The organism is Kineococcus gurbantunggutensis (assembly GCF_050871925.1).
In the GTDB taxonomy this organism is placed as follows: Bacteria; Actinomycetota; Actinomycetes; order Actinomycetales; family Kineococcaceae; genus Kineococcus.
The window spans coordinates 22695-47874 of sequence record NZ_JBJLSG010000007.1 but is presented as its reverse complement, the minus strand read 5'-3'; the positions used below and the strand labels follow the sequence as shown (position 1 = coordinate 47874).

General features: G+C 76.1%; 28 protein-coding genes. 2 read left to right on the top strand and 26 right to left on the bottom strand.

The features are described 5' to 3' along the window. Positions 1 to 71: 71 nt before the first annotated feature. Entirely contained in the window at positions 72 to 1595 is a 1524-nt protein-coding gene (locus ACRYR7_RS02310) for a GntP family permease (RefSeq protein WP_432570436.1), read from the bottom strand. 162 nt (positions 1596 to 1757) lie between these two features. Beyond that, a complete protein-coding gene (gene tsaB / locus ACRYR7_RS02305) occupies positions 1758 to 2423 on the bottom strand; it encodes a tRNA (adenosine(37)-N6)-threonylcarbamoyltransferase complex dimerization subunit type 1 TsaB (protein WP_432570458.1) in 666 nt (221 codons plus the stop codon). A gap of 75 nt (positions 2424 to 2498) precedes the next feature. Between tsaB and ACRYR7_RS02300 the strand changes: the two genes are divergently transcribed. Further along, a complete protein-coding gene (locus tag ACRYR7_RS02300; RefSeq protein WP_432570435.1) occupies positions 2499 to 3416 on the top strand; it encodes a phosphotransferase in 918 nt (305 codons plus the stop codon). On the opposite strand, the gene tsaE is transcribed toward ACRYR7_RS02300, so the two are convergent. From tsaE to glmS, 6 genes are all read right to left on the bottom strand, one after another. Then, positions 3391 to 3975 carry a tRNA (adenosine(37)-N6)-threonylcarbamoyltransferase complex ATPase subunit type 1 TsaE gene (gene tsaE, locus ACRYR7_RS02295; RefSeq protein WP_432570457.1) on the bottom strand — a complete coding sequence of 195 codons (585 nt, stop codon included), beginning with the start codon at positions 3973 to 3975 and terminating at the stop codon, positions 3391 to 3393. The two genes, ACRYR7_RS02300 and tsaE, sit on opposite strands and share 26 nt — an antisense overlap. Before the next feature lie 8 nt (positions 3976 to 3983). Then, complete coding sequence (locus ACRYR7_RS02290) at positions 3984 to 5054, bottom strand: alpha/beta fold hydrolase (protein ID WP_432570434.1); 1071 nt, start codon at positions 5052 to 5054, stop codon at positions 3984 to 3986. After that, a complete protein-coding gene (gene alr, locus ACRYR7_RS02285) occupies positions 5051 to 6214 on the bottom strand; it encodes an alanine racemase (RefSeq protein WP_432570456.1) in 1164 nt (387 codons plus the stop codon). Before alr ends, ACRYR7_RS02290 begins: the two co-directional genes overlap by 4 nt. A gap of 166 nt (positions 6215 to 6380) precedes the next feature. Then, a complete protein-coding gene (locus tag ACRYR7_RS02280) occupies positions 6381 to 7871 on the bottom strand; it encodes an NAD(P)H-hydrate epimerase (RefSeq protein ID WP_432570433.1) in 1491 nt (496 codons plus the stop codon). A gap of 88 nt (positions 7872 to 7959) precedes the next feature. Then, on the bottom strand, positions 7960 to 8313 hold the full coding sequence (locus tag ACRYR7_RS02275; protein WP_432570432.1) for a holo-ACP synthase: 354 nt from the start codon (positions 8311 to 8313) through the stop codon (positions 7960 to 7962). A 90-nt stretch (positions 8314 to 8403) separates the two neighbouring features. Further along, positions 8404 to 10275, bottom strand: coding sequence for a glutamine--fructose-6-phosphate transaminase (isomerizing) (gene glmS / locus ACRYR7_RS02270; protein ID WP_432570431.1), 1872 nt, complete (start codon positions 10273 to 10275; stop codon positions 8404 to 8406). 228 nt (positions 10276 to 10503) lie between these two features. Here glmS and coaA point away from each other — a divergent pair, with 228 nt between their 5' ends. Next, a complete protein-coding gene (coaA, locus tag ACRYR7_RS02265) occupies positions 10504 to 11454 on the top strand; it encodes a type I pantothenate kinase (RefSeq protein ID WP_432570455.1) in 951 nt (316 codons plus the stop codon). Between the two features lie 36 nt (positions 11455 to 11490). Here the strand turns inward: coaA and glmM are convergent, their stop codons facing one another. From glmM to rpsE, 18 genes are all read right to left on the bottom strand, one after another. Continuing rightward, the gene (gene glmM, locus ACRYR7_RS02260; RefSeq protein WP_432570430.1) at positions 11491 to 12846 is read right to left on the bottom strand and encodes a phosphoglucosamine mutase; all 1356 of its coding nucleotides are present in this window, start codon (positions 12844 to 12846) and stop codon (positions 11491 to 11493) included. A 127-nt stretch (positions 12847 to 12973) separates the two neighbouring features. Then, entirely contained in the window at positions 12974 to 13471 is a 498-nt protein-coding gene (rpsI, locus tag ACRYR7_RS02255) for a 30S ribosomal protein S9 (RefSeq protein WP_432570429.1), read from the bottom strand. A gap of 35 nt (positions 13472 to 13506) precedes the next feature. Beyond that, positions 13507 to 13950, bottom strand: coding sequence for a 50S ribosomal protein L13 (gene rplM / locus ACRYR7_RS02250; RefSeq protein WP_432570428.1), 444 nt, complete (start codon positions 13948 to 13950; stop codon positions 13507 to 13509). A 177-nt stretch (positions 13951 to 14127) separates the two neighbouring features. Further along, a complete protein-coding gene (locus ACRYR7_RS02245) occupies positions 14128 to 15810 on the bottom strand; it encodes an ABC-F family ATP-binding cassette domain-containing protein (RefSeq protein WP_432570427.1) in 1683 nt (560 codons plus the stop codon). An 86-nt stretch (positions 15811 to 15896) separates the two neighbouring features. Further along, entirely contained in the window at positions 15897 to 16379 is a 483-nt protein-coding gene (locus ACRYR7_RS02240; protein ID WP_432570426.1) for a SixA phosphatase family protein, read from the bottom strand. A 103-nt stretch (positions 16380 to 16482) separates the two neighbouring features. Beyond that, positions 16483 to 17343: a tRNA pseudouridine(38-40) synthase TruA gene (truA, locus tag ACRYR7_RS02235; protein ID WP_432570425.1), complete on the bottom strand. Its 861-nt coding sequence runs from the start codon at positions 17341 to 17343 to the stop codon at positions 16483 to 16485. Between the two features lie 128 nt (positions 17344 to 17471). Next, the gene (gene rplQ / locus ACRYR7_RS02230; protein WP_432570424.1) at positions 17472 to 18089 is read right to left on the bottom strand and encodes a 50S ribosomal protein L17; all 618 of its coding nucleotides are present in this window, start codon (positions 18087 to 18089) and stop codon (positions 17472 to 17474) included. A gap of 60 nt (positions 18090 to 18149) precedes the next feature. Continuing rightward, positions 18150 to 19163 (bottom strand): DNA-directed RNA polymerase subunit alpha, encoded by a 1014-nt coding sequence (locus ACRYR7_RS02225; protein ID WP_432570423.1) that lies wholly within the window; start codon positions 19161 to 19163, stop codon positions 18150 to 18152. A 156-nt stretch (positions 19164 to 19319) separates the two neighbouring features. Further along, entirely contained in the window at positions 19320 to 19727 is a 408-nt protein-coding gene (gene rpsK / locus ACRYR7_RS02220; RefSeq protein WP_106209584.1) for a 30S ribosomal protein S11, read from the bottom strand. A gap of 90 nt (positions 19728 to 19817) precedes the next feature. After that, positions 19818 to 20198 carry a 30S ribosomal protein S13 gene (rpsM, locus tag ACRYR7_RS02215; protein ID WP_166609805.1) on the bottom strand — a complete coding sequence of 127 codons (381 nt, stop codon included), beginning with the start codon at positions 20196 to 20198 and terminating at the stop codon, positions 19818 to 19820. 168 nt (positions 20199 to 20366) lie between these two features. Continuing rightward, positions 20367 to 20480, bottom strand: a complete 114-nt coding sequence (rpmJ, locus tag ACRYR7_RS02210) for a 50S ribosomal protein L36 (RefSeq protein ID WP_012084954.1) — start codon at positions 20478 to 20480, stop codon at positions 20367 to 20369. A 73-nt stretch (positions 20481 to 20553) separates the two neighbouring features. Continuing rightward, a complete protein-coding gene (gene infA / locus ACRYR7_RS02205) occupies positions 20554 to 20775 on the bottom strand; it encodes a translation initiation factor IF-1 (protein WP_012084955.1) in 222 nt (73 codons plus the stop codon). 161 nt (positions 20776 to 20936) lie between these two features. Next, positions 20937 to 21749 (bottom strand): type I methionyl aminopeptidase, encoded by an 813-nt coding sequence (gene map / locus ACRYR7_RS02200; RefSeq protein ID WP_432570422.1) that lies wholly within the window; start codon positions 21747 to 21749, stop codon positions 20937 to 20939. Positions 21750 to 21759: 10 nt separating this feature from the next. Beyond that, a complete protein-coding gene (locus tag ACRYR7_RS02195; protein ID WP_432570421.1) occupies positions 21760 to 22335 on the bottom strand; it encodes an adenylate kinase in 576 nt (191 codons plus the stop codon). After that, positions 22332 to 23633, bottom strand: coding sequence for a preprotein translocase subunit SecY (gene secY, locus ACRYR7_RS02190; RefSeq protein WP_432570420.1), 1302 nt, complete (start codon positions 23631 to 23633; stop codon positions 22332 to 22334). Before secY ends, ACRYR7_RS02195 begins: the two co-directional genes overlap by 4 nt. A 216-nt stretch (positions 23634 to 23849) precedes the next feature. Continuing rightward, entirely contained in the window at positions 23850 to 24311 is a 462-nt protein-coding gene (gene rplO, locus ACRYR7_RS02185) for a 50S ribosomal protein L15 (protein WP_432570419.1), read from the bottom strand. Position 24312: 1 nt separating this feature from the next. Next, positions 24313 to 24495, bottom strand: a complete 183-nt coding sequence (gene rpmD, locus ACRYR7_RS02180; protein WP_166609810.1) for a 50S ribosomal protein L30 — start codon at positions 24493 to 24495, stop codon at positions 24313 to 24315. Beyond that, a complete protein-coding gene (gene rpsE, locus ACRYR7_RS02175) occupies positions 24495 to 25148 on the bottom strand; it encodes a 30S ribosomal protein S5 (protein WP_432570418.1) in 654 nt (217 codons plus the stop codon). The genes rpmD and rpsE overlap by 1 nt, the downstream gene beginning before the upstream one ends. Between the last annotated feature and the right edge of the window lie 32 nt (positions 25149 to 25180).

Below are 25180 nucleotides of genomic sequence, written 5' to 3'. Positions count from 1 at the left end.
GGGAGCCCCCACGCTGGCGGCGCGCACGGGCCGTGTCAACCGCGACACGGCCCGTGCGCGGCCGCGCCGGGTCAGAGCAGCGCGTACCCCAGGCAGGCCAGGGCGAAGCCGACGACCCCGATGACCGTCTCCATCACCGTCCAGGTGCGCAGCGTCGTGGGCACGTCCATGCCCAGGAAGCGGCCCACCAGCCAGAACCCTGAGTCGTTGACGTGGCTCAGGGCCGTGGCCCCGGCGGCGATGGCCACCACGACGAAGCACAGGTCCAGGCTCGAGAGCCCGGCCGCGGCGTCCACCGCCGGCGCGATGAGCCCGGCCGTCGTCGTCAGCGCCACCGTGGCCGAGCCCTGCGCCACGCGCAGGCCCAGGGAGATGACGAACGCCGCCACGATGACCGGCAGGCCGGCGGCCTCCAGGGTGTCCGCCAGCGCCGCGCCGATGCCGCTGGTGCGCAGCACGTAGCCGAACATGCCGCCGGCGCCGGTGATGAGGATGACGGCGCACACCGGCCCCAGGGCGCCGTTGGCCAGGTCCTCCACCCGGCTCCTGCTGAAGCGGCCCCGGCCCAGCACGACCATCGCGACCAGGACCGCGATGAGCAGCGCGACCGGCGTCTGCCCGAGCAGGCGCAGCACCTGCACCCAGCCGGCGTCGCCGTCGACGCTGCCCGCGGTGGCCAGCGTGTTCAGGCCGGTGTTGAGGAAGATGAGCACCAGCGGCAGCAGCAGCAGGAGCACCACCGTGGTGAACGCCGGCGGCGGGCCGGGCAGCTCCCCGCCCTCGCTCGCGGCGGGCTCGCCGGCGCCGCCGCCCGTGGCCGCGGCCCCGGTGGCCGGGCCGCCGGCCCCGCCGTCCGCGCCGTCCGCGCCGGCGCCCGCCCCGGCGGAGGAGCCCTGCCCGCCGCCGACGTTCGCGGCCACCCGCCCGGCCCACTCCGCCGGCAGGGGCACGTCGGTGCGCCGGGCGGCCCACAGGCCGAACAGGTAGCAGGAGACGAACCAGGTGGGCACGGCCAGCACGGTGCCCACCAGGATCAGCAGGCCGATGTCGGCGCCCAGGCCCAGCAGTTCGCCGGCGGCCACCGGCCCCGGGTGCGGCGGCACGAAGGCGTGCATGACGGCGAAGGCGCCGGCCGCCGGCAGCGCGTAGCGCAGCACCGAGCCGCCGAAGCGGCGGGCCACGGAGAAGATGATCGGCAGGAAGACGACGAACCCGGCGTCGAAGAAGATGGGGAAGCCGAAGATCAGGGAGGCGACGCCCAGGGCCAGCGGCGCGCGCCGCTCCCCGAACCGGGCGATGAGGGTGTCGGCGAGCACCCTGGCGCCGCCGGTCACCTCCAGCAGGCGACCGATGATCACGCCGAACCCGACGAGCAGCGCGACGCTGGCCAGCGTGCTGCCGAAGCCCTGCAGGAGGGTGTCGACCACGTCGCCGGTGGGGATGCCGGTCGCCACGGCGGTCAGGACGCTGACGAGCACCAGGGCCGGGAAGGCGTGCAGCTTGAAGCGGATGATGAGCAGCAGCAGCACGGCGACGGCGGCGGCGGCGATCGCCAGCAGCACTCCGGTGCCGTAGGCGGGTTCGACCTCGGTCATCGGGACCTCCGGGGACGGGGACGGCGGTGTCCCGCGGCCGGCACCGGGCCGGGGCGGCACCCCACCGGCACGTCGCGGTGCTCGAACCCTCCCACGCCGGACCGGCGTGTCAACCGTGCGCCGGCCCGGCGCGCCGACCGCGCGCCGCGTCCGGCGCCCGGCTCAGGCGGTGACGCGCTTGCGCGCCGCCGGCTCCACCGCGTCGGGGCGGCGCAGGTACAGCGGCTCGGCCGGCAGCAGCCCGGGCCCGCCGCGGCCGGCGAGCGCGTCCACGGCGACCTGCGCCAGCCAGCCGGCGTCGACGTCGGCGAGCGGGCCCGCCGGGCCGAGCTCGTCCGGGTACAGCGCCGCGCCGCGGCCCACCACCGGCAGGCCCGCGCGCGCGACCGCCGCCGCCGGGCCCACGTCCGGGCCCGCGGTGCGCACCGCCCGCCCGTCCTGCGCGCGGTAGCGGGCGGTGTGCACCTCGCGCCGGCGCGCGTCCGTGGCGACGAGGAACTCCGCGCCCACCAGGCCCTGCGCGAGCGCCTGCGCGGCCAGCGCGTCCAGCGAGCACACCCCGTGCAGCGCCGCCCCCCACGCCATCGCCAGGGTGCGGGCGGTGACCAGCCCCACCCGCAGGCCGGTGAAGGGCCCCGGGCCCACGCCGACGGCGACGTCGGTGACCTCGGTGCGCTCGCGGCCGGCGGCGGCCAGCGAGGCGGCGACCGTCGGCACGAGGACCTCGTTGTGGTGGCGGGCGTCGCCGGCGCGGCGGGCGTCCAGGACGCGCTCGCCGTCGTGCAGCGCCACGGCGACCCCGTCGGTGGCGGTGTCCAGGGCCAGCATCAGCACGCCCGGCAGCTTAGGGCGTGGCCGGGAAAGGCGTGGCGCGGCGGGACCCGCAGCCGCGAGGCTGCGCACGTGGGGACCCCGGTCGTGGAGGGCGTCGTGGAGGGTGTCGTGGACCGGTCCGACGCCGCGGTGCTGCGCTGGGCGGCGCGGCGGGTGGAGGTGACCGGCGCGCCGGTGCTGGTCAAGCGGCGCCCGTGGTCGCGGGTGTGGTGGCTGCCCGTGCCCGGCGGGCGGGCCTGGCTCAAGGCGTGCCCGCCCGCGGTGGCGCACGAGGTCGCGCTGGTGGCCGCGCTGTCCGCGCGCGGCGCGCCGCACCTGCTGGCACCGCTGGCGGCCGACGCCTCCCGCGGGTGGCTGCTCACGCCCGACGGCGGGCCCACGCTGCGCGAGGCGCTCGCGGCGGCCCCGCGCGGCGGCGACCCCTGGCCGGCCGCCCTGGCGCGCTACGCGCAGCTGCAGCGGGCCAGCGCCCCGCACGTCGGCGAGCTGCTCGCCCTCGGCGTGCCGGACGCGCGGCCGCCGGTGCTGGCCGACCTCGCCGCCGCCCTGGTGCAGCGCCGCGCCCCGCACCTGCGCGGCCTGCTGCCCCGCGTGGCGGACGAGGCCGCGGAGCTGGCCGAGCTGGGACCGGAGCCGACCGTGCAGCACGACGACCTGCACGACGGCAACGTCCTGGCCGCGGGGCTGCGCCCCTTCGACTGGGGCGACGCCTGCGTGGGGCACCCCTTCACGAGCCTGCGGGTGGGGGCGCGCCCCGGGCGCGCCGACGGCGACCGCGCGGCCCACCTGGCCGGCTGGCCCGGGGCGCCGGGGGTGCTGCAGCGCGCCGCTGACCTGGCCGTCCACCTCGGGGCGATCACCCGGGCGCTGTCGTGGGAGCGCGCCCTGGCGTCGGCCGAGGACGCCGGGGACGCGGTGCCCGGCGGGTTCGCCGACGCCCCCGCGCGCTGGCTGGAGCGGCTCAGCGAGCCGGTGGGCGCGGCGTGACGCCCCCGTCCCCGCTGCCGTCCCCGCTGCCGTCCCCGCTGCCGTCCCCGTCCCCGGGCCCGGTGAGCGCCGCCGCCAGGTCCACCCCGGCCCAGCGCCGCCCGTGCGCGCTCAGCCGCGCCGCGCGCGGCTCGACGGGCACCTCGCCGGACTCCCCCGCGGGCGCGGCGCCGTGCGGGCGCTCCAGGTGCACCTCCAGCCGCTGCCCGGTGAGGTCCTCCACCAGGCCGGCGCCCCACTCCACGACCGTGACGGCCTCCTCGGCGTCCGCGTCCAGGTCGAGGTCGTCGACCTCGGCCAGGGAGCCGACCCGGTAGGCGTCCACGTGCACCAGCGGCGGGCCGCCGCGCAGCGAGGGGTGCACGCGGGCGATGACGAACGTGGGCGACGTGACGGGCCCGCGCACCCCCAGCCCCTCGGCCAGCCCGCGGGTCATCGTCGTCTTGCCGGCGCCGACGTCGCCGGAGAGCACCACGAGGTCCCCGGCGCGCAGCAGCGCGCCCAGCCGGCGGCCCAGCGCGACGGTGTCCGCGTCGGTGGCCAGCCGCAGCTCCAGCACCGCCGCGCTCACCGCCGCCCCCGGCGGGCCCGGGCCGCGCGCGCCGCGCGGGCCGCGCGCGTGCGCTCCGCCAGCGGCAGCACGACCTCGTCGCCGGGCGGGGCGCCGTCCCCGTCGGCGGTGGCGCGCGCCAGCAGCCGCTCCAGCCGGGACGTCACCACGGCGGGGTGCTCCAGCATCACCAGGTGCCCGGACTGGCGCACCAGGACGTGCTCGGCGCCGGGGACCGCGTCGGCGATGGTGCGCCCGTGCGCGGCGGGCGTCATCAGGTCCCGCTCGGCGGCGACGACGAGGACCGCGCGCCCGGCCAGCGCGGTCAGGGCCTCGCTCTCGTCGAGGGTGCCGAACGCCGGCAGCAGGTCGGCGATGGTGCCCACCGAGGTGCCGGCCATCATGCGCGCGGCCAGCCGCTCCACCTCCGGGGCGACCGGCGAGGCGAAGGACCAGTGCGACACCAGGCGCTGCTCCACCTCGGCGCCCAGGCGCCGGCCGCGCTCGAGCACGTCGGCGCGCTCGGCGGTGCGCTGCAGCGCCTGCTCGGCCCAGCGCACCAGGTGGCGCCCCAGCAGCGGCAGGCCGTGGTCGAAGGCGGCCAGGCCGCCGGAGCTGGTGGCGACGAGGGCGACGGCGCGGGTGCGCTCGAGCAGGTCCGGCCGGCGCACCGCCAGCTCCATGATCGTCATCCCGCCGAGGGAGTGCCCCACCAGCACCAGCGGGCCGGTGGGCACCACCGCGTCCAGCACCTGCCCCAGGTCGTCGGCCAGCCGCGCCACGCCCACCGGCCCGGCCGGGCCGCGGGTGGAGCGCCCGTGGCCGCGGTGCTCGGGCAGCACCAGGCGGTGCCGGCCGCGCAGCGCCAGGCGCTGGAAGTGCCAGGCGTCGGCGGACAGGCCGTACCCGTGCACCATCACGACGGTCGGCGCGCCCGCCGGCGCGGCGTCGGCGGGGTCGACCTCCACGTGCAGGCGCGCGCCGTCGTCGACGGTGACCTCCACCGGCTCGCCCACCAGCGGGTGCAGCTCCTCGCGGGCCGCGACGGCGGGGCGCCGGCGCGGGCGCAGCGCCCCGGCGGCCCTCACGCGGCGCCCCCGGCCACCGCGCCCGTCCAGCGGCGCGGCACGCGCGGGCCGATGCGGGTGACGACCTCGTAGGCGATCGTGCCGGCGGCGTCGGCCCAGTCCTGCGCCGTGGGCTCCGCGGGGCGCCCGGCGGCCTCCCCCGCGCCGAAGACCACGACCGGCTCGCCGGGGCCGGGCCGGTCGCCGTCGAGGTCGACGACGACCTGGTCCATGCACACCCGGCCCAGGACGGGCCGGCGGCGGCCGCCGACGAGCACCGCGCCGGCGCCGGCGGGGCCGGAGGAGGCGTGCCGGGGCAGGCCGTCGCCGTAGCCCAGGGGCACCAGGCCCAGCGTGGTCGCCCGCGTCACCACGTGCGTCAGGCCGTAGGAGACCCCCGCGCCCGCCGGCACCGCGCGCACGTGCGCCAGGCGCGCGGTGAGCGTCATCGCCGGCACCAGGCCCAGCTGCGCGGAGGTGGCCACGTCCGGCGCGGGGCTGACGCCGTACAGCGCGATGCCGCAGCGGGCCAGGTCGAAGCGCGCGCGCGGCTCGAACAGCGCGGCCGCGGAGTTCGCGTGGTGCAGCAGCCCGGGTTCCACGCCGCGGGAGCGGGCGGTGGCCACCGCGCCGGCGAAGGCCGCCAGCTGCGCGTCCACGGAGGCGTCGCCGGGGGCGTCGGCGGAGGCGAAGTGCGCCCAGGTGCCGCGCACCCGCACGGCGCCCTCGGCGACCAGGGCGGCGACCGCGTCGAGCAGGTCGGCCCACTCCGCCGGGGAGGAGCCCCCGCGCGACATGCCGGTGTCCAGCTCCAGGTGCACGCCGGCGGTGCGCCCGGTGGCGCGCGCGGCGGCGGCGACCTCGGCCAGCGCCCACGGCGCCGCCACCGACAGGTCCACGTCCGCCGCCACGGCCGCGGTCAGGTCCAGCCCGGGGGTGAGCAGCCAGGCCAGCACGGGGGCGGTGACGCCGGCGCGGCGCAGCGCCAGCGCCTCGTGCACGTGCGCCACGCCCAGCCAGGTCGCGCCGCCGGCCAGCGCCGCACGGGCCGCCGGCACGGCGCCGTGCCCGTACCCGTCGGCCTTGACCACGGCCATCAGCTGCGCGCCGGCCAGCCGCCCGCGCAGGACGGCGGCGTTGCCGGCGACCGCGTCCAGGTCGACGACGGCCTCGGCGGGCAGCCCGGGCGACGGCTCGGGCGGCGGCTGCGGCGAGGGGTGCCCACCGGCGCGCGATGCGGCGGCGCGGTCCTCGGTCCGGTGCGCGGCTTCGTCCACGGGTGAACCCACGCCTCCGACGGTACCCGGACCCGCGCGCCCCTCCCCCGCCCCGGGCCGCGGGCCCGGCTCACCAGCCCGGCAGCGACGTCAGCGCCGCCGGCACCGCCTCGGCGACGTCCAGCGCCGTCAGCGGCCCGCCCGCGCTGGCCAGCTCGGCCGCCCAGCCGTGCAGCACCGCGGCCTCGGCGGCCACGTCCGCGGCCAGCGCGGGGTCCGCGGCCAGCTCGGCGGCCCGGGAGGCCAGGGCGGCGCCGAGGACCCCGGCGAGCACGTCGCCGGCGCCGGCGGTGGACAGCCACGCGGGCGCGGCGGCCGCGGTCAGCACCCGCCCGTCGGGGCCGGCGACGGTGGTCACCGACCCCTTCAGCAGCACGGTGGCGCCGGTGGCGGCGGCGGCGCGGCGCGCGTGCGGCAGCGGGTCGGCCTCGACCGCGACGCGCGGCACGTCCTCGCCCAGCGCGTCCAGCAGGCGCGAGAGCTCCCCGGCGTGCGGGGTGAGCACGTGCTGGGGGCCGAGGCCGTCGAGCAGCCCGGGCAGCCCGGCCAGCGCGCCGGCGTCCACGACGGCGGGCTCGCCGGAGGCCAGGGCCTCGCGCACGCGCGCGCCCTGCTCGCCGTCCTCGGGCGAGACCCCCGGCCCGAGGACCCACGCCTGCACGCGGCCGGGGCCGGCGACCGCCTCGGGGCGGTGGTGGCGCACCAGCTCGGTGGGGTGCTCGGGCCCGAGGTAGCGCACCATGCCCGCGCCGGCGCGCACGGCGGCGTCCACGGCCAGCAGGGCGGCGCCGGTGTAGTCCGGGCCGCCGGCGACGACGCCGACGACGCCGCGGGAGTACTTGTCGTCCCCCGGGCCGGGACGGCGCCAGCCGCGGGCGACGTCGGCGGGCTCCACGCGGCGCACCGCCGGGGCGGGCAGCTGCCCGCGCACGCCGATGTCGGCGACGACCAGGCGCCCGCAGCGGGCGGCGGCCGGGGCCAGCAGGTGCGCGGGCTTGGCGGTGCCGAAGGTGACGGTGACGTCGGCGGCTAGCACGCCGCCCTCCACGGCGCCGCGGTCGGCGTCCAGGCCGCTGGGCACGTCCACGGCGACGACGACGGGGCCGTCCGCGCCGGCGCCGGCCAGCGCGGCGGGCAGCCCGTCCAGGGGCGCGCGCAGCCCGCCGCGCCCGCCGATCCCGGCGACGCCGTCGAGCAGCAGGTCCGCGGCGCGGCAGGCGGCGGGGCCGTCCCCGTCCCAGGGGCGCACGCGCACCCCGGCGGCCAGGGCCGCGCGCAGGCCCTCCGCGTGCACGGCGGGCGCGGTGGTCAGCGCGAGCACGCCGGCCCCGCGCCCGGCCAGGCGGGCGGCGGTGAGCAGGGCGTCGCCGCCGTTGTCGCCGGAGCCGGCGAGCACGACGACGCGGCGGCCGGTGACGCGGCCGGTGGCGGCGCGCAGCACCGCGGCGCACTCGGCGTCCAGGGCGGCGGCGGCGCGCTGCATGAGGGTGCCCTCGGGCACGGTGGCCATCACGGCCCGCTCCGCGGCGCGGACGTCGGCGACGGCGTGGGCTTCGATCACGGCTCCGACCCTGGCACCGGTGGCGGCCACCGGCACCTCGGCGCCCCGGGCCCGGCCCGCCCGCTCGGCGGCCCGGCTCGCGCAGGGGTCAGCGGCCCTCGGCGACGACCATCGCGGTGGCGATGCCGGCGTCGTGCGAGAGGGAGAGGTGGAAGCGCTCCACGCCGGCCTCGCGGGCGATGCGCTCGGCGCTGCCGCGCACGACGATCTCGGGGCGGTGCCCGTCCTCGCGCTCGACGACCACGTCGCGCCACACCAGGCCCACCGGTGCGCCCAGCGCCTTGGCGACGGCCTCCTTGGCGGCGAAGCGCGCGGCCAGCGACTCGGCGGGCAGGCCGCGCTCGCCGTCGCCGAACAACCGCTCCAGCAGCCGCGGCGTGCGCTCGACCTGGCGCACGAACCGGGCGATGTCGACGACGTCGATGCCCACTCCGACGATCACGCTCGTCCCCCCTCCGCAGGCGGCCACGGTCCCACGAGGGGTCCGGGCCGCCCCCGGCGGGGTGCCCTCAGCGCGGGCGCGGGCGGGTGCTCACTCGACGGTGACGGACTTGGCCAGGTTGCGGGGCTGGTCCACGTCCAGGCCCTTGGCGGTGGCCAGCTCGCACGCGAACACCTGCAGCGGCACCACCGCCAGCAGCGGCGAGAGCAGCGTGGAGGTGCGCGGGATGCGGATGACCACGTCCGCGTACGGCTCCACGTCGGTGTCGCCCTGCTCGGCGATCACCAGGGTGCGGGCTCCGCGCGCGCGCACCTCCTGGATGTTGGAGACGACCTTGGAGTGCAGCGAGTCGCGCCCGCGCGGGCTGGGCACGACCACGAACACCGGCTGGCCGGGCTCGACCAGGGCGATGGGGCCGTGCTTGAGCTCGCCGGCGGCGAAGCCCTCGGCGTGGATGTACGCCAGCTCCTTGAGCTTGAGCGCGCCCTCCATGGCCACCGGGTAGCCGACGTGGCGGCCCAGGAAGAGCACCGAGCGGGTGTCGGCCATGTACCGGGCGATCTCGCGGACCTGCTCCAGGCCGTCGAGCACCTGGCGGACCTGCCCGGGGACCTCGTGCAGCTGCGCGAGGACCTCGGCGACCTCGTCGGCGAACTTGTTGCCGCGCAGCTGCGCCAGGTACAGCCCCAGCAGGTAGCAGGCGGTGATCTGCGCCAGGAACGCCTTGGTGGAGGCCACCGCGATCTCCGGGCCGGCGTGCGTGTACAGCGCGGCGTCGGACTCGCGCGGGATGGTGGAGCCGTTGGTGTTGCAGATGGCCAGCACCTTGGCGCCCTGCTCGCGCGCGTGCCGCACCGCCATGATCGTGTCCATGGTCTCGCCGGACTGCGAGATCGCCACCACCAGGGTGCGCTCGGAGACCACCGGGTCGCGGTAGCGGAACTCGTGGGCCAGCTCCACCTCCACCGGGATGCGGCACCAGTGCTCGATGGCGTACTTGGCCACCTGCCCGGCGTAGGCGGCGGTGCCGCAGGCGATGACGACGATCTTGTCGACGCTGCGCAGCTCCGCCTCGGAGATCTTCATCTCGTCCAGCTGCAGGCGCCCGGCGGCGTCGGTGCGGCCCAGCAGGGTGTCGGCGATGGCCTGCGGCTGGTCGTGGATCTCCTTGGCCATGAAGGAGGGGAAGCCGCCCTTCTCGGCGGCGGAGGCGTCCCAGTCCACGTGGAAGCGCCGGCCCTGCGCGGGCGCGCCGTCGAAGCCGACGACCTCGACGGACTCGGGCGTGATGGTCACGACCTGGTCCTGGCCCAGCTCCAGGGCCTCGCGGGTGTGGGCGATGAAGGCGGCCACGTCCGAGCCGAGGTAGTTCGCCCCCTCGCCCAGGCCCACCACGAGGGGGGAGTTGCGGCGCGCGCCGACGATGACGCCGGGGGCGTCGGCGTGCACGGCCAGCAGCGTGAAGGCACCCTCCAGGCGCAGGCACACCGCGCGCATGGCCTCGGTGAGGTCGCCGGTGCGCCCCAGCTGGGCGCCCAGCAGGTGCGCGACGACCTCGGTGTCGGTCTCGCTGGTGAACTCCACGCCGGCCTCGCGCAGCTCGCCGCGCAGCGCCGCGAAGTTCTCCACGATGCCGTTGTGGATGACGGCCACGCGGCCGGTGCCGTCCACGTGCGGGTGCGCGTTGGCGTCGGTGGGGCCGCCGTGGGTGGCCCAGCGGGTGTGCCCGATCGCGGTGTGCGCCTGCGGCAGCGGGTCGGCGTCCAGCAGCTCCACGAGGTTGGCGAGCTTGCCGGCGCGCTTGCGCACCGCCACGGCCCCGTCGCTGACGACGGCGATGCCGGCGGAGTCGTACCCGCGGTACTCCAGCCGCCGCAGCCCCTCCAGGGCCACGGCCGCGCCGCCCCCCGCTGCCGCGCCCGGTGTCCCGGGTCGCCCGACGTAGCCCACGATGCCGCACATGCCCGACAGGTTACGGTCCGCGACCCGTGCGCCGGTGGAGCCGGGGCCGGGCGTCACCCGTGCGCGCCGGGGGCGCGCGCCCGCCTCCCCCGGACGGGCGAGCGCGCGGGCCGTCCACCCGCACGGGGTACCGTGCCGCCGGTGAGCACGGCCGGACCACTGCCCGGGACCCCGCTGGCGGCGGCGCCGCCGCGGCGCCGCGACGACGCGCCCGGGACGCACCGGGAGCTGCAGCGCGAGGCGTCGGAGCACTCCCCCTACGTGGTGCTGGACCGCGACGAGTGGAGCCGGCTGCGGGCCTCGACCCCGATGACGCTGACCGCCGAGGACGTCGCGCGCCTGCGCGGCCTGGGCGACCGCGTGGACCTGCGCGAGGTGGAGGAGGTGTACCTGCCGCTGTCGCGGCTGCTGACGCTGTACGAGCGCGCCACCGGCAGCCTGCACGCGGCGACCTCGACGTTCCTGGGCGAGCGGGCGCGGCGCACCCCCTTCGTGGTGGGCGTGGCCGGGTCGGTGGCGGTCGGCAAGTCCACCACGGCGCGCGTGCTGCGCGAGCTGCTCTCGCACTGGCCGGAGACGCCGCGCGTGGAGCTGGTCACCACCGACGGGTTCCTGCTGCCCAACGCGGAGCTGGAGCGGCGCGGGCTGCTGCACCGCAAGGGGTTCCCGGAGTCCTACGACCGCCGGGCGCTGCTGCGCTTCGTCTCCTCGGTGAAGTCCGGGGCCGCGGAGGTGCGCGCCCCGGTGTACTCGCACCTGACGTACGACATCGTGCCGGGCGAGGAGGCCGTGGTGCGCCGCCCGGACGTGCTCATCGTGGAGGGCCTGAACGTGCTGCAGCCGGCGCGGGTGCGCGCCGACGGCACCCAGGGCGTGGCCGTCAGCGACTACTTCGACTTCTCGCTGTACGTCGACGCGCGCACCGACGACGTGCGCTCCTGGTACGTGTCGCGCTTCCTGGAGCTGCGCCGCACCGCCTTCAGCCGGCCGGAGTCGTACTTCCGCCGCTACGCCGAGCTCACCGACGAGCAGGCCGTGGCGCGCGCGGAGCGCATCTGGGCGGACATCAACGAGCCGAACCTCGTGGAGAACGTGCGCCCCACCCGCGGGCGGGCCACCTGCGTGCTGCGCAAGGGCGCCGACCACTCGGTGCAGCAGGTGCGGCTGCGCAAGCTCTGAGCCGCCCGCCCGGGCGCGGCGGGCCGGGGGCCCGGCTCAGAGGGCCAGGCGCTGCTGCACGACCCCGGCGAGGCGGTCGGCGATCTGCTGCGCGTGCTCGGTGCGGGCGGCCTCGACCATGACGCGCACGAGGGGCTCGGTGCCGCTGGGGCGCAGCAGCACGCGCCCGGTCTCGCCCAGCTCGGCCTCGGCCGCGGCCACGGCCGCGGCCAGGGCCTCGTCCTGCCCGGCGCGGGACTTGTCCACGCCGGGGACGTTGACGAGCACCTGCGGCAGGCGCTCGACGACGCCGGCCAGCTCGGCCAGCGACCGGCCGGTCTGCGCCACGCGCGCCAGCAGGTGCAGCGCGGTCAGCACCCCGTCGCCGGTGGTGGCGTGCGCGGGCAGCACGACGTGGCCGCTCTGCTCGCCGCCGATGCTCCAGCCGCCGGCGCTGAGCGCCTCCAGCACGTAGCGGTCGCCCACGCCCGTCTCGACCAGGCGCACGCCCTCGCGCCGCATGGCCAGGCGCAGGCCCAGGTTGCTCATGACGGTGGCCACCAGGGTGGAGTCCACCAGCTCGCCGCGGTCGCGCAGCGCCAGCGCGAGCACCGCGAGGATCTGGTCGCCGTCGACGACGTTCCCGGCGGCGTCCACGGCCAGGCAGCGGTCCGCGTCGCCGTCGTGGGCGATGCCGACGTCGGCGCCGTGGGCCAGCACGGCCTCGGTGAGCGGGCCCATGTGGGTGGAGCCGCAGCCGTCGTTGATGTTCAGCCCGTCGGGGTGCGCGAACAGGGTGGTCACGCGCGCGCCGGCCTCGGCCAGCACCCGCGGGGCGATCGCGCTGGCGGCGCCGTTGGCGCAGTCCACGACGACGTGCAGGCCCTCCAGGGAGTGCGGCAGCGAGGCCAGCAGGTGCGCGGCGTAGGTGTCGGCGGCGTCCTGCTCGACGTCGGGGCCGGAGTGCACGCGGCCCACCGCCGCGCCGGTGGGACGGCGCCCGGCACCGGCGCGGAACTCCCGCTCCACGGCGTCCTCGACCTCGTCGGGCAGCTTCACGCCGCCGCGGGCGAAGATCTTCAGCCCGTTGTCGGGCATGGGGTTGTGCGAGGCGGAGAGCATGACGCCGAAGTCGGCGCCGGAGGTCTGCACCAGGTGCGCCAGCGCCGGGGTGGGCACCACGCCCACGTCGAGCACGTCCACGCCGGCGCTGGCCAGGCCGGCGACGACGGCCGCGGAGAGGAACTGCCCCGACACCCGGGGGTCGCGCGCGACCAGGGCGCGCGGGTGCGTCTCGCCGCCGGCGTCCACGAGCACGGTGGCCGCGGCGACGGACAGGCCCAGGGCCATGTCCGCCGTCAGGTCCACGTTGGCCAGACCGCGCACCCCGTCGGTGCCGAAGAGCCGTCCCACTGCGCCTGTTCCCCCACTCGGTCGAACCCGTCCTGACGCCACGACGGCCCCGGGGGGCGGATGTCCCCCGGGGCCGTCGTGGTGCTGCCTCACTGCTGCTGCGCGTGCCCGTCGTGACGGGCCCGGATCAGCGCTTGCTGAACTGCGGCGCCTTGCGGGCCTTCTTCAGACCGGCCTTCTTGCGCTCGGTGGCGCGCGGGTCGCGGGTCAGGAACCCGGCCTTCTTCAGCGCCGGGCGGTTGGCCTCGAGGTCGATCGCGTTGAGCGCGCGGGCCACGCCCAGGCGCAGCGCACCGGCCTGGCCGGAGCTGCCGCCGCCGTGGATGCGGGCGATGACGTCGAAGGCCCCCTCGAGCGCGGTGACCCGGAACGGCTCGTTGACGAGCTGCTGGTGCACCTTGTTCGGGAAGTAGCCCTCGAGCTCACGGCCGTTGATCGACCACTTGCCCGAGCCGGGGACGATGCGCACGCGGGCGATCGCCTCCTTGCGGCGGCCGGTGGCCCCGCCGGGGGCGATCACGCTGCTGCCGCCGGTCTGCGGCTGCGCGGACTCGCTGGTGTAGGTGCCGGTGAACTCGTCGGACTCGGTGATGTCGTCGACGGTCTCGGTGGTGTACTCGGCCACGGTTCTCCTCAGTCAGTTCGCAGTGGGCGCAGTGCTCACTGCGCGACCTGGGTCAGCTCGAAGGGCTGCGGCTGCTGCGCCGCGTGCGGGTGCTCGGGGCCGGCGTAGACCTTGAGCTTGGCCAGCACCTGCCGCCCCAGCGAGTTCTTCGGCAGCATGCCGCGGATGGCCTTCTCGACGGCCTTCTCCGGGCTCTTCTCCAGCAGGTCGACGTAGTTGGTCGCCTTCAGGCCGCCCGGGTAGCCGGAGTGGCGGTAGGCGATCTTCTGGTCGCGCTTGGAGCCGGTGAGGGCCACCTTCGCCGCGTTGACGATGACGACGTAGTCGCCGCCGTCGACGTGCGGCGCGAAGGTCGGCTTGTGCTTGCCGCGGAGGAGGATGGCCGCCTGCGACGCGAGGCGGCCCAGGACGACGTCCTCCGCGTCGATGACGAGCCAGCGGCGGTCGATGTCGCCGGGCTTCGGGGTGAACGTGCGCACGGGGCTTGCCCATCTCCTCGAGACGATTGCGGAACGGGCCCGCGCTCGGGGCCGCCCGCTCCGGTCCCCCGTTGCGGGGCTCAAAGCCGACAGGCACTGCGTGGGCACAACGACCCATGACGTTACCCGCCCGATCGCCGAAGGGTCAAAACGGCTGGTGGCGCCGCCGGCGGCGGCTTAGCGCGCGCGGGCCACCCGGGCCACGTCCCAGACCGGTTCGGCGCTCTCGGCGACCCGCCCGTCGGCGCCGAAGACCAGGAAGCGGTCGAAGCCGCGGGCGAACCACCGGTCGTGCGTCACGGCCACCACGGTGCCCTCGAAGGCGGCCAGCGCCTGCTCCAGCGCCTCGGCCGAGTGCAGGTCCAGGTTGTCCGTCGGCTCGTCCAGCAGCAGCAGCGTGGCGCCGGACAGCTCCAGCAGCAGGATCTGCAGCCGGGCCTGCTGCCCGCCGGACAGGTGCTCGAAGCGCTGCTCGGCGGCGCCCGCCAGCCCGTAGCGGTCCAGCGCCCGCGCGGCCGCCTCGCGGTCCAGCCCGCCGCGGTGGGCGGTGCCGCGGTGCAGCACGTCCAGCAGGGTGCGCCCCACCAGCGCCGGCTGCTCGTGGGTCTGCGCGAACCAGCCCGGCCGCACCCGCGCGCCCAGGCGCACGGAGCCGGTGTGCGGCACCGGCGCCACGGGGTGCTCGTCGACGGGGGCGTGCTCGGGGTCCGGGTCCGAGCCGCCGGCGGCCAGCAGCCGCAGGAAGTGCGACTTGCCCGAGCCGTTGGAGCCCAGCACCGCCACCCGGTCGCCCAGGTGCAGCTCCGCGTCGAAGGGCTGCATCAGCCCCGTCAGCCCCAGCCGCTCGCAGACCACCGCCCGCTTGCCGGTGCGCCCCCCGCGCAGGCGCATGCGCACGTCCTGCGAGGCCGGCGGCGCCTGCGGCGGGCCGGCCTCCTCGAAGCGCGCCAGGCGGGTCTGCGCGGCCGCGTAGCGCGAGGCGACGCCGTCGTTGAACTTCGCCTTCTCCCGCAGCGTGAGCACCAGGGTGCGCAGCTTCGCGCGCTCCTCGTCCCAGCGCCGGCGCAGCTCCTCCAGCCGCTCCCCGCGCGCGGCGCGCGCCTGCCCGTAGGTGGTGAACGAGCCGCCGTGCACCCACGAGACCGCGCCCAGCGCGCCCGGCTCCAGCGTGACGATGCGGTCGGCGGCGGCCGAGAGCAGCTCGCGGTCGTGGCTGACCAGCAGCACCGACTTCGCCGTGGCCCGCAGCTGCTCCTCCAGCCAGCGCTTGCCCGGCACGTCCAGGTAGTTGTCCGGCTCGTCGAGCAGCAGCACCTCGTCGGGCCCGCGCAGCAGCGCCTCCAGCACCAGGCGCTTCTGCTCGCCGCCGGAGAGGGTGCGCACGAGCCGGTGGCGGCAGGCCTCGAAGCCCACCCCCAGCGCGGCGGCGGTGCACTCGTCCCAGCCGACCTCGGCGTCGTAGCCGCCCGCGTCGCCGAAGTCGGCCAGCGCCTGCGCGTAGCGCATCTGCTCGCGCTCGGCGTCCGTCTCCAGCATCGCCAGCTCGGCGGCGTCCACGGCGGCCGCGGCCGCGCGCAGCGCCGGCGGCGCCACGGAGACCAGCAGCTCGCCCACGGTCGTGGCGTCGCGCACCGAGCCGACGAACTGGCGCATCACGCCCAGCCCGCCGCTGCGGGCGACCGCCCCGGACTGCAGCGGCTCGTCGCCGGCCACCAGCCGCAGCAGCGTGGTCTTGCCGGTGCCGTTGGGGCCCACCAGCGCCGTGGTGGTGCCGTCGGCGACGCGGAAGGAGACCTCGTGCAGCAGCGGGCGCCCGTCGGGCAGCTCGTGGCTGACGGCCTGGACGTCGACGTGACCCACGGGCGGTCAGTCTGCCCGGGCGCCGGCGCGCGGCGCGCCCGGTTTTCCCGCCGGGGCCGCGGCGGGCCCGCGGGCCGGGGACGGCCTCACGCGCGCGGGGTGCGGGTGGTGCGCAGGGAGCAGCTCGTGCTGTCCGCGTCGGCCCACTCCCCCGCCACGTCCACGACCGCGATCCCGGCGGTGCGCAGCTGCTGCACCTCGCCGGTGAGGGACTCCAGCAGGGCGCTCAGGCCGGGGTTGTGCCCGACCAGGACCACGACGGCGTCGGGGCGCTCGGTGTCCAGGCCGCGCACCAGGCGCAGCAGGTCGCCCAGGGAGGCCTCGTAGACGCGCTCCTCGTCCACGACGACCGGCGCGACGCACCAGGCGTCCAGCAGCCGGGCGGTCGTCTCCTCGGTGCGGCGGGCGGGCGAGGTCACCAGCAGGTCCGGTGCGGCGACGTTGTCCGCCAGCCACCGCCCGGCGGCGACCGCGTCGGCGCGGCCGCGCTCGGTCAGCGGGCGGGCGATGTCCTGCAGGCCGACGGGGGTGTCCGCCTTGGCGTGGCGGACGAGCACGAGCGTGGGCACGGCGCAAGGGTGCCCCACGCCCGTCCCGGCCCCCGAACCGGCCCCGCGGCACCCGGGGAGCCGCCGGGGCCGCTCCGGGGGCCCCGGGGCCGCGCGGGGCGGCTCAGGGCGGCGCGGCGCCGGGCAGCGAGCGCACGGCGCGCGCCTCGCGGGCGCGGGCGGCCAGGTCGGCGTCGGCCGGGTAGGAGACCTCCTCCAGGCACAGCCCGTGCGCGGCCACGACGGCCACCGCGGGGTCGCGCACGGCCAGGCCCAGCACGCGCGCGGGCCAGTCGACCTCGCGCCGGCCCTCCCCCACGGCCAGCGCGGCGCCCACCAGGGCGCGGACCATGGAGTGGCAGAAGGCGTCGGCGCGCACGTCGGCCACCAGCAGCCCGGCGTCGGGGCCCTGCTCCTCGCGCCGCCAGGAGTACGCCAGCAGCGTGCGCACGGTGGTGGCCCCGGCGCGGGGCCGGCAGTACGCGGCGAAGTCGTGCAGGCCCACCAGGGAGCGCGCGGCGGCGTCCATGGCGGCGGCGTCCAGCGGCCGGCGGTGGGCCAGCACGTCGTGGCGGCGCAACGGCGGCGCGCCGGCGGGGTGGTCGCTGACCCGGTAGGCGTAGCGGCGCCGCAGCGCGGAGAAGCGCGCGTCGAAGCCGGCCGGCGCCCGGCGCACGGCGTGCACGCGCACGTCGGGCGGCAGCACCCCGGCGAGCCGGCGCACGAGGGCGACCTCGGGGGTGGAGCCCGAGCGCCCCGGCGCGGCGGCCAGCGCCGCGGGCGGCACGTCCACGTGCACGACCTGGCCGCGCGCGTGCACGCCGGCGTCGGTGCGCCCGGCCACGGTGGCGCGCGGGGGCGGCTCCAGGCGCAGCACGCGCCCCAGGGCGCGCGTCAGCTCGCCCTGCACGGTGCGCAGGCCGGGCTGCTCGGCCCAGCCGGCGAACCCGGTGCCGTCGTAGCCGAGGTCCAGGCGCAGCCGCACCGCCTGCGCCGCTCCGGCCGCGGCGTCCGCACCGCCCGCCGCGGCGTCCGCACCGCCGGCGCCAGAGCGGACGAGCCCGCCCTCCCCGGTGGGGAGGACGGGCTCGTCGGCGTGCGAGGGGGTGGCGCTCAGACCTTGTCCTCGGTGGTGCCCTCGGTGGAGGTCACCGGCGTGGTGCCGGCGGCCTCGTCGCTCGGGTCAGCCTCGGCGGCGTCGACCTCGGCACCCTGGTCGGGCAGGGTGTCGGGCTGGTCCACGCTGCCGGCCTCGACCGGCTCCTCCGCCGCGGCCGAACCGGCCTCGGCGTCGGCGGCGACCGCGGCGGAGGCCGCCGCGGCGCTGGCGGCGGCCTGCTCGGCCTCGCGCACGGTGGCCTGCTTGGCGCTGACCGGCTCCATGACGAGCTGGATGACCGCCATGGGGGCGTTGTCGCCCTTGCGCGGGCCGATCTTCACGATGCGGGTGTAGCCGCCGTTGCGCTCGGCCATCGCCGGGCCGATCTCGGTGAAGAGGAAGTGCACGACGGACTTGTCGCGCACGGTCCTCATGACCTGGCGGCGCGAGGCGAGGTCGCCCTTCTTGGCGAAGGTGATCAGCTTCTCCGCGAACGGGCGCAGGCGGCGGGCCTTGGCCTCGGTCGTGGTGATGCTGCGGTGCTCGAAGAGCTGCGTCGCCAGGTTGGCGAGGATGAGCTTCTCGTGGGCCGGCCCGCCGCCGAGCCGCGGACCCTTGGTGGGGGTGGGCATGGTTGTCGATCTCCTCGGGGTCGCCGTCGCCCGGTCGTGGGGGCGACGGTCAGCGGACGGTCAGAGCTGCTCGTCCTCGGCGAAGGACGAGTCGTCCTCCTCGAAGTCGTTGACGGCGGTGCTCGGGTCGAACCCGGGCGGGGAGTCCTTCAGGTGCAGGCCCATGCCGACCAGCTTGGCCTTGACCTCGTCGATGGACTTCTGCCCGAAGTTGCGGATGTCGAGCAGGTCGGCCTCGCTGCGCGAGACCAGCTCGCCGACGCTGTGGATGCCTTCGCGCTTGAGGCAGTTGTAGGAGCGGACGGTGAGGTCCAGCGCCTCGATCTCCAGCGCGAGGTCGGCGGCCAGCGCGGCGTCGGTGGGCGAGGGGCCCATGTCGATGCCCTCGGCCTCGACGTTGAGCTCGCGCGCCAGGCCGAACAGCTCCACCAGCGTCTTGCCGGCCGAGGCGACGGCGTCGCGCGGGGTGATGGCGTGCTTGGTCTCCACGTCCACGACGAGGCGGTCGAAGTCCGTCCGCTGCTCGACGCGGGTCGCCTCGACCTTGTACGTCACCTTCAGGACCGGGGAGTAGATCGAGTCGACCGGGATGCGGCCGATCTCCTGCTCGCCGGACTTGTTCTGGGCGGCGGAGACGTAGCCGCGGCCGCGCTCGACCGTCAGCTCCACCTCCAGCTTGCCCTTGCCGTTGAGGGTCGCGATGTGCAGGTCGGGGTTGTGCACCTCGACACCGGCCGGGGGCGCGATGTCGGCGGCGGTCACGGCGCCCGGACCCTGCTTGCGCAGGTACATCACGACGGGCTCGTCGTGCTCGGAGGAGACGACGAGGTTCTTGACGTTGAGGACGATCTCGGTGACGTCCTCCTTCACCCCCGGCACGCTGGTGAACTCGTGCAGCACGCCGTCGATGCGCAGGCTGGTCACGGCCGCGCCCGGGATCGAGGACAGCAGGGTGCGGCGCAGCGAGTTCCCGAGGGTGTACCCGAAGCCGGGCTCGAGGGGCTCGATGACGAAGCGCGAGCGGTACTCGTCGACGACGTCTTCGGTGAGGGTGGGGCGCTGTGCGATCAGCACGGAGGTTCCTTCCCGCGGGCGTCCGCCATATGACGCCCCGCACGCCCGTCAGCATCGGTCCACCGACGGGGTCTGGCTGGCTGGACCGGCGCGCAGGCCGGTCGGGAGGTACCGGGCCCGCCCCGTCCAGGGGCGGGCCCGGCCACCGTCACCGGGTCAGACGCGCCGGCGCTTGGGCGGCCGGCAGCCGTTGTGCGGGCTGGGGGTGACGTCCTGGATCGCGCCGACCTCGAGGCCGGTGGCCTGCAGGGAGCGGATCGCGGTCTCGCGGCCGGAGCCGGGACCCTTGACGAAGACGTCGACCTTGCGCATGCCGTGCTCCTGGGCGCGGCGGGCGGCGGCCTCGGCGGCCATCTGGGCGGCGAACGGGGTGGACTTGCGCGACCCCTTGAAGCCGACCTGGCCGGCGGACGCCCAGGCGATCACCGCACCGGTCGGGTCGGTGATCGAGACGATCGTGTTGTTGAACGTCGACTTGATGTGCGCGTGGCCGTGCGCGACGTTCTTCTTCTCCTTGCGACGCGGCTTGCGCGTCGCCGTGGCCTGGCGGCTCTTGGGAGGCATGGTGTCCGGTCTCCTGGTGGACTGCGACGACTGAGTTCGAGGGCGAGCCGGTGCGCGGCTCGCGAGGCGGCCCGGGGGGCCGCGCGCGCCTTACTTGCGGCCGGCCTTCTTCTTGCCGGCCACCGTGCGCTTCGGGCCCTTGCGGGTGCGCGCGTTGGTCTTGGTGCGCTGCCCGCGGACGGGCAGGCCGCGGCGGTGCCGCAGACCCTGGTAGGTGCCGATCTCGACCTTGCGGCGGATGTCGGCGGCCACCTCGCGGCGCAGGTCGCCCTCGACGCGGTAGTTGCCCTCGATGTGGTCGCGCAGCGCGACCAGGTCGTCGTCCGTCAGGTCGCGGACGCGCAGGTCCGGGCTGACGCCCGTCGCGGTCAGCGTCTCCTGGGCGCGCGTGCGCCCGACGCCGTAGATGTAGGTGAGCGCGATCTCCAGCCGCTTCTCGCGGGGGAGGTCGACACCGACGAGACGTGCCATTGCGGTGGTCCCTCTTCTGTCGCGGAGGTCTGCCGCAGCACCGCTCCCGCTCTCGTCGGGCGGGTCCCCGGCCTCCGACCGGGGGTGTCGCCCGTCCCGGTGGTCACCGGGAGGGCGGGTGCTGCGATGGGTGCCGCCGGCTGCGGGGCCCGGCGGCGGGGGGTGCGATCAGCCCTGGCGCTGCTTGTGGCGCAGGTTCTCGCAGATGATCATGACTCGGCCGTGACGCCGGATCACCTTGCACTTGTCGCAGATCTTCTTGACGCTCGGCTTGACCTTCATCGTGTCTCCGGTCGTGCAGACCGGACCCCGACCACGGGCGTGGCGGGACCGCGGCCGGCGGCCAGTGGTGGGATCACTTGTAGCGGTAGACGATGCGCCCGCGGGACAGGTCGTAGGGGCTGAGCTCGACGACCACCCGGTCCTCGGGCAGGATGCGGATGTAGTGCTGCCGCATCTTCCCGGAGATGTGGGCGAGCACCTTGTGACCGTTGCTCAGCTCGACGCGGAACATCGCGTTCGGCAGTGCTTCGATCACGGTGCCTTCGATCTCGATGACGCCGTCCTTCTTCGGCATGTCCTCCGCTTTTCCATCAAGTGTCGGTTCGGTGTCTGCCCGCTCCCCCCGACGCTCGCGCGTCGGGACATGGGCATGGCGGACCGACGGTCAAGCTTAGACGACGGCGTGCCGTACACGAAATCGGGGTGGAGCGCACGGGCGGAGGTGCTGCGCGGCAGTCACTCCCGCGGGACGCGCACGCCGAGCGGCTCGAGCTCGGAGGCTCCCCCGTCGGGCGCGGTGAGCACCCACAGGCCCTCCTCCAGCACCGCGACGGTGTGCTCCCAGTGCGCCGCGCGCGAGCCGTCGGAGGTGACCACGGTCCACTCGTCCGCCAGCACGTCGGTCTCCACCCCGCCGCGCGTGCACATCGGCTCCACGGCCAGGCACAGACCGGGCCGCACCTTGGGGCCCTTCTCGCGCACCCGGTAGTTGAGCACCTCGGGGGCCATGTGCATCGCGGTGCCGATGCCGTGGCCGGTGTAGCCGTCGACGATGCCGAAGCGCCCGTCCACCGCGTCCTCCACCGCGGCGCCCACGTCGCCCACGCGCCCGCGGCGGTCCAGGGCGGCGATGCCGGCCCACAGGGCGCGGCGGGTGGTCTCCACCAGCTCCGCGTCGGCCGGGTCGGCCGGCTCCCCCACGATGGTCGTGAAGGCGGAGTCGCCGTGCCAGCCGTCCACGACGGCACCGCCGTCGACGGAGACCACGTCGCCCTCGCGCAGGACCTGCTCACCGGGGATGCCGTGCACCACGACGTGGTTCACGGAGATGCACAGGGTGGCCGGGTAGCCGTGGTAGCCGAGGAAGTTGGACGTGCCCCCGCCGGCGCGGATGACCTCCGCGGCGACGGCGTCCAGCTCGCGGGTGCTCACGCCCGGGCGGATCGCCGCCCGCGCGCTCTCCAGCGCCGCGTGGGTGAGCAGGCCCGCCCGGCGCATGGCCAGCACCTGCTCGGGGGTCTTGATCTCGATGCGCTCGCGGCCGAACAACGCCCGTGCCTCAGCCGGCGTCGGAGGCGAGCGCGTCCAGCAGGCGCGCGGTGACCTCGGGCACCTCGCCCAGGCCGTCCACGCTGCGCAGCAGGCCGCGCTCGGAGTACAGCGAGACCAGCGGGGCGGTCTGCTCCAGGTAGACCTGCTGGCGGGTGCGGATGACGTCCTCGGTGTCGTCGCTGCGGCCCTCGAGCTGGGCGCGCCGGCTCAGGCGGCGCACCAGCTCGTCGGGGTCGGCGGTGATCTCCAGGACGCGGTCCAGCTTGGAGCCGGCCGCGGCGAGCATGTCGTCCAGCTCGTGCACCTGGTCGGTGGTGCGCGGGTAGCCGTCGAGGATGAAGCCGCCGGCGGCGTCGGGCTGCGCGAGGCGGTCGCGGACCATCGCGTTGGTCACGGCGTCGGGCACGTAGCGGCCGGCGTCCATGTACTCCTTGACCTTCACGCCCAGCTCGGTGCCCTGCGCGACGTTGGCGCGGAAGATGTCGCCGGTGGAGATCGCCGGCACGCCCAGGCGGGCGGACAGGAGCTTGGCCTGCGTGCCCTTGCCGGCGCCGGGCGGACCGAGGAGGACGAGACGACTCATCGCAAGAACCCTTCGTAGTTGCGCTGCTGGAGCTGGGACTCGATCTGCTTCACGGTCTCGAGCCCGACCCCGACGATGATCAGGATCGACGTGCCCCCGAAGGGGAAGTTGGAGTTGGCGTTGAACGCCACCAGCGCGATCAGGGGGAGCAGCGAGACGAGCCCCAGGTAGAGCGAGCCGGGGAGGGTGATGCGCGTGAGGATGTAGTCCAGGTACTCGGCGGTGGGCCGGCCGGCGCGCACGCCGGGGATGAAGCCGCCGTACTTGCGCATGTTCTCGGCGACCTCGTCCGGGTTGAACGTGATCGCGACGTAGAAGTACGCGAAGAAGATGATCAGCAGGAAGTACGCGATCATGTAGTACGGGTGGTCGCCGCGCACCAGGTGGGCGTTGATCCACACCACCCACGAGGCGTTCTGGTCGCTGAACTGCGCCACCAGCGCCGGCAGGTACAGCAGCGACGAGGCGAAGATCACCGGGATGACGCCCGCCATGTTGACCTTCAGCGGGATGTAGGTGGAGGTCCCCCCGTACATGCGCCGGCCGATCATGCGCTTGGCGTACTGGACGGGCACCCGGCGCTGGGACTGCTCCACGGCGACGACGGCGGCGACGACGACGAGGCCCATCAGCAGCACCGCGGCGAAGGTCAGCGTGCCGCGCTCGCGCTGGATCGCCCACAGCGACGTGGGGAAGCCGGCGGCGATCTGGGTGAAGATCAGCAGGGACATGCCGTTGCCGACGCCGCGCTCGGTGACCAGCTCGCCCAGCCACATGATCAGCCCGGTGCCCGCGGTCATGGTCATGACCATGAGCAGGATCGTCGGCACGCTCTGGTCGGGCACGACGTCGGCGTTGCAGGCGGTGCCGAACAGCCGCGAGGGGTCGCGGGCGATCGTCACGTACGTCGTCGACTGCAGCACCGCCAGGGCGATGGTCAGGTAGCGCGTGTACTGGGTCAGCTTGGTGGTGCCCTGCTGACCCTCCTTCTTCAGCGCCTCGAAGCGCGGGATCACCACGGTGAGCAGCTGGATGATGATGCTCGCCGTGATGTACGGCATGATCCCGAGCGCGAAGATGCTCAGCTGCAGCAGCGCGCCGCCGGAGAAGAGGTTGACCAGGCCGAGCAGGTCGTTGCCGGACTCGGCCAGCGCGATGCACTGCTGCACCGCGGAGTAGTCGACCCCGGGCGTGGGCACGAAGGAGCCGACGCGGACGAGGACGATGATCCCGAGCGTGAACAGCAGCTTGCGGCGCAGGTCCGGCGTGCGGAACGCCCGGGCCAATGCGGTGAGCACGTGAACCTCCTGCGCCGCCGCTGCCCGGCGGGCCGCGGCGGGTGGACTTCGAGGACGGACTTGCGGAGGACCTGCGGGGAGGGCGGGCGCAGCGCGCTGCGGGCCCTCACCGGAGCACCCTACAGTCCCCCACAACGCGCACACGGCGGTAGCTGGCGATCACTCGCCGCTACCGCCGTGTGCCGGTGGAGCTGGTGCAGCCGTGGGGCCGGAGCCTCAGGCGGTGGCGGTCGTGCCGCCGGCCGCCGCGATCTTCTCGGCGGCGGAGCCGGAGAAGCGGTCCGCCGTCACCTGCAGGGCCACGGTCACCTCACCGGTGCCGAGGACCTTGACGGGCTGGCCCTTGCGGACCGCGCCCTTGGCCACGAGGTCGTCCACCGTGACGGTGCCGCCCTCGGGGTAGAGCGAGGCGAGCTTGTCCAGGTTGACGACCTGGTACTCGACCCGGAAGGGGTTCTTGAAGCCGCGCAGCTTGGGCAGGCGCATGTGCAGGGGCATCTGGCCGCCCTCGAACGCCTCGGGCACCGAGTAGCGGGCCTTGGTGCCCTTGGTGCCGCGGCCGGCGGTCTTGCCCTTGCTGGCCTCACCGCGGCCGACGCGGGTCTTGGCGGTGTGCGACCCGGGGGCGGGGCGCAGGTGGTGCAGCTTCAGGACGTGCTCGCCCGGCTGGTTCGCCATGTCAGTCAACCTCCTCGACGGTCACGAGGTGCGCGACCGTGTTGGCCATGCCGCGGAACTCGGGCTTGTCGTCCTTGACGACGCTCTGCCCGATCTTGTGCAGCCCGAGGCTGCGGAGGGTGTCGCGCTGGTTCTGCTTGCCACCGATGCCCGACTTCACCTGGGTGACCTTGATGCGACCCATCAGGCGGTCACCCCCGCGGCCTGGGCGCGCAGCAGCGCGACCGGGGCGACCTGGTCCACCGGCAGACCGCGGCGGGCCGCGACCTGCTCGGGGCGCTCGAGGCCCTTGAGGGCCTCGATCGTCGCGTGGACGATGTTGATGGCGTTGTCGCTGCCCAGGGACTTGGACAGGACGTCGTGCACGCCGGCGCACTCCAGCACGGCGCGCACCGGGCCGCCGGCGATGACGCCGGTACCCGGGGAGGCCGGGCGCAGCATGACCACGCCGGCCGCCTTCTCGCCCTGGATGGGGTGCGGGATGGTGCCCTGGATGCGGGGCACGCGGAAGAAGTTCTTCTTGGCCTCCTCGACGCCCTTGGCGATCGCCGCGGGCACCTCCTTGGCCTTGCCGTAGCCGACACCGACGGTGCCGTCGCCGTCGCCCACGACCACGAGGGCCGTGAAGCTGAAGCGGCGGCCGCCCTTGACGACCTTGGCGACGCGGTTGATGGTCACGACGCGCTCGACGAAGTTGCCGCGGTCGCCCGCGTCGCCCCGTCCACGGTCGCCGCGGCCACCACCGGCGTTGTCGCGGCGTCCGCGGTTGTCGTTGTTGCGGTTGTCGCCGCCGCCGGCCGCACCGGCGCCGGCGCCTCGGCGCTGGGGTCCAGGCATCAGACGTTCCTCATCTCATCGACAGTTCGGGT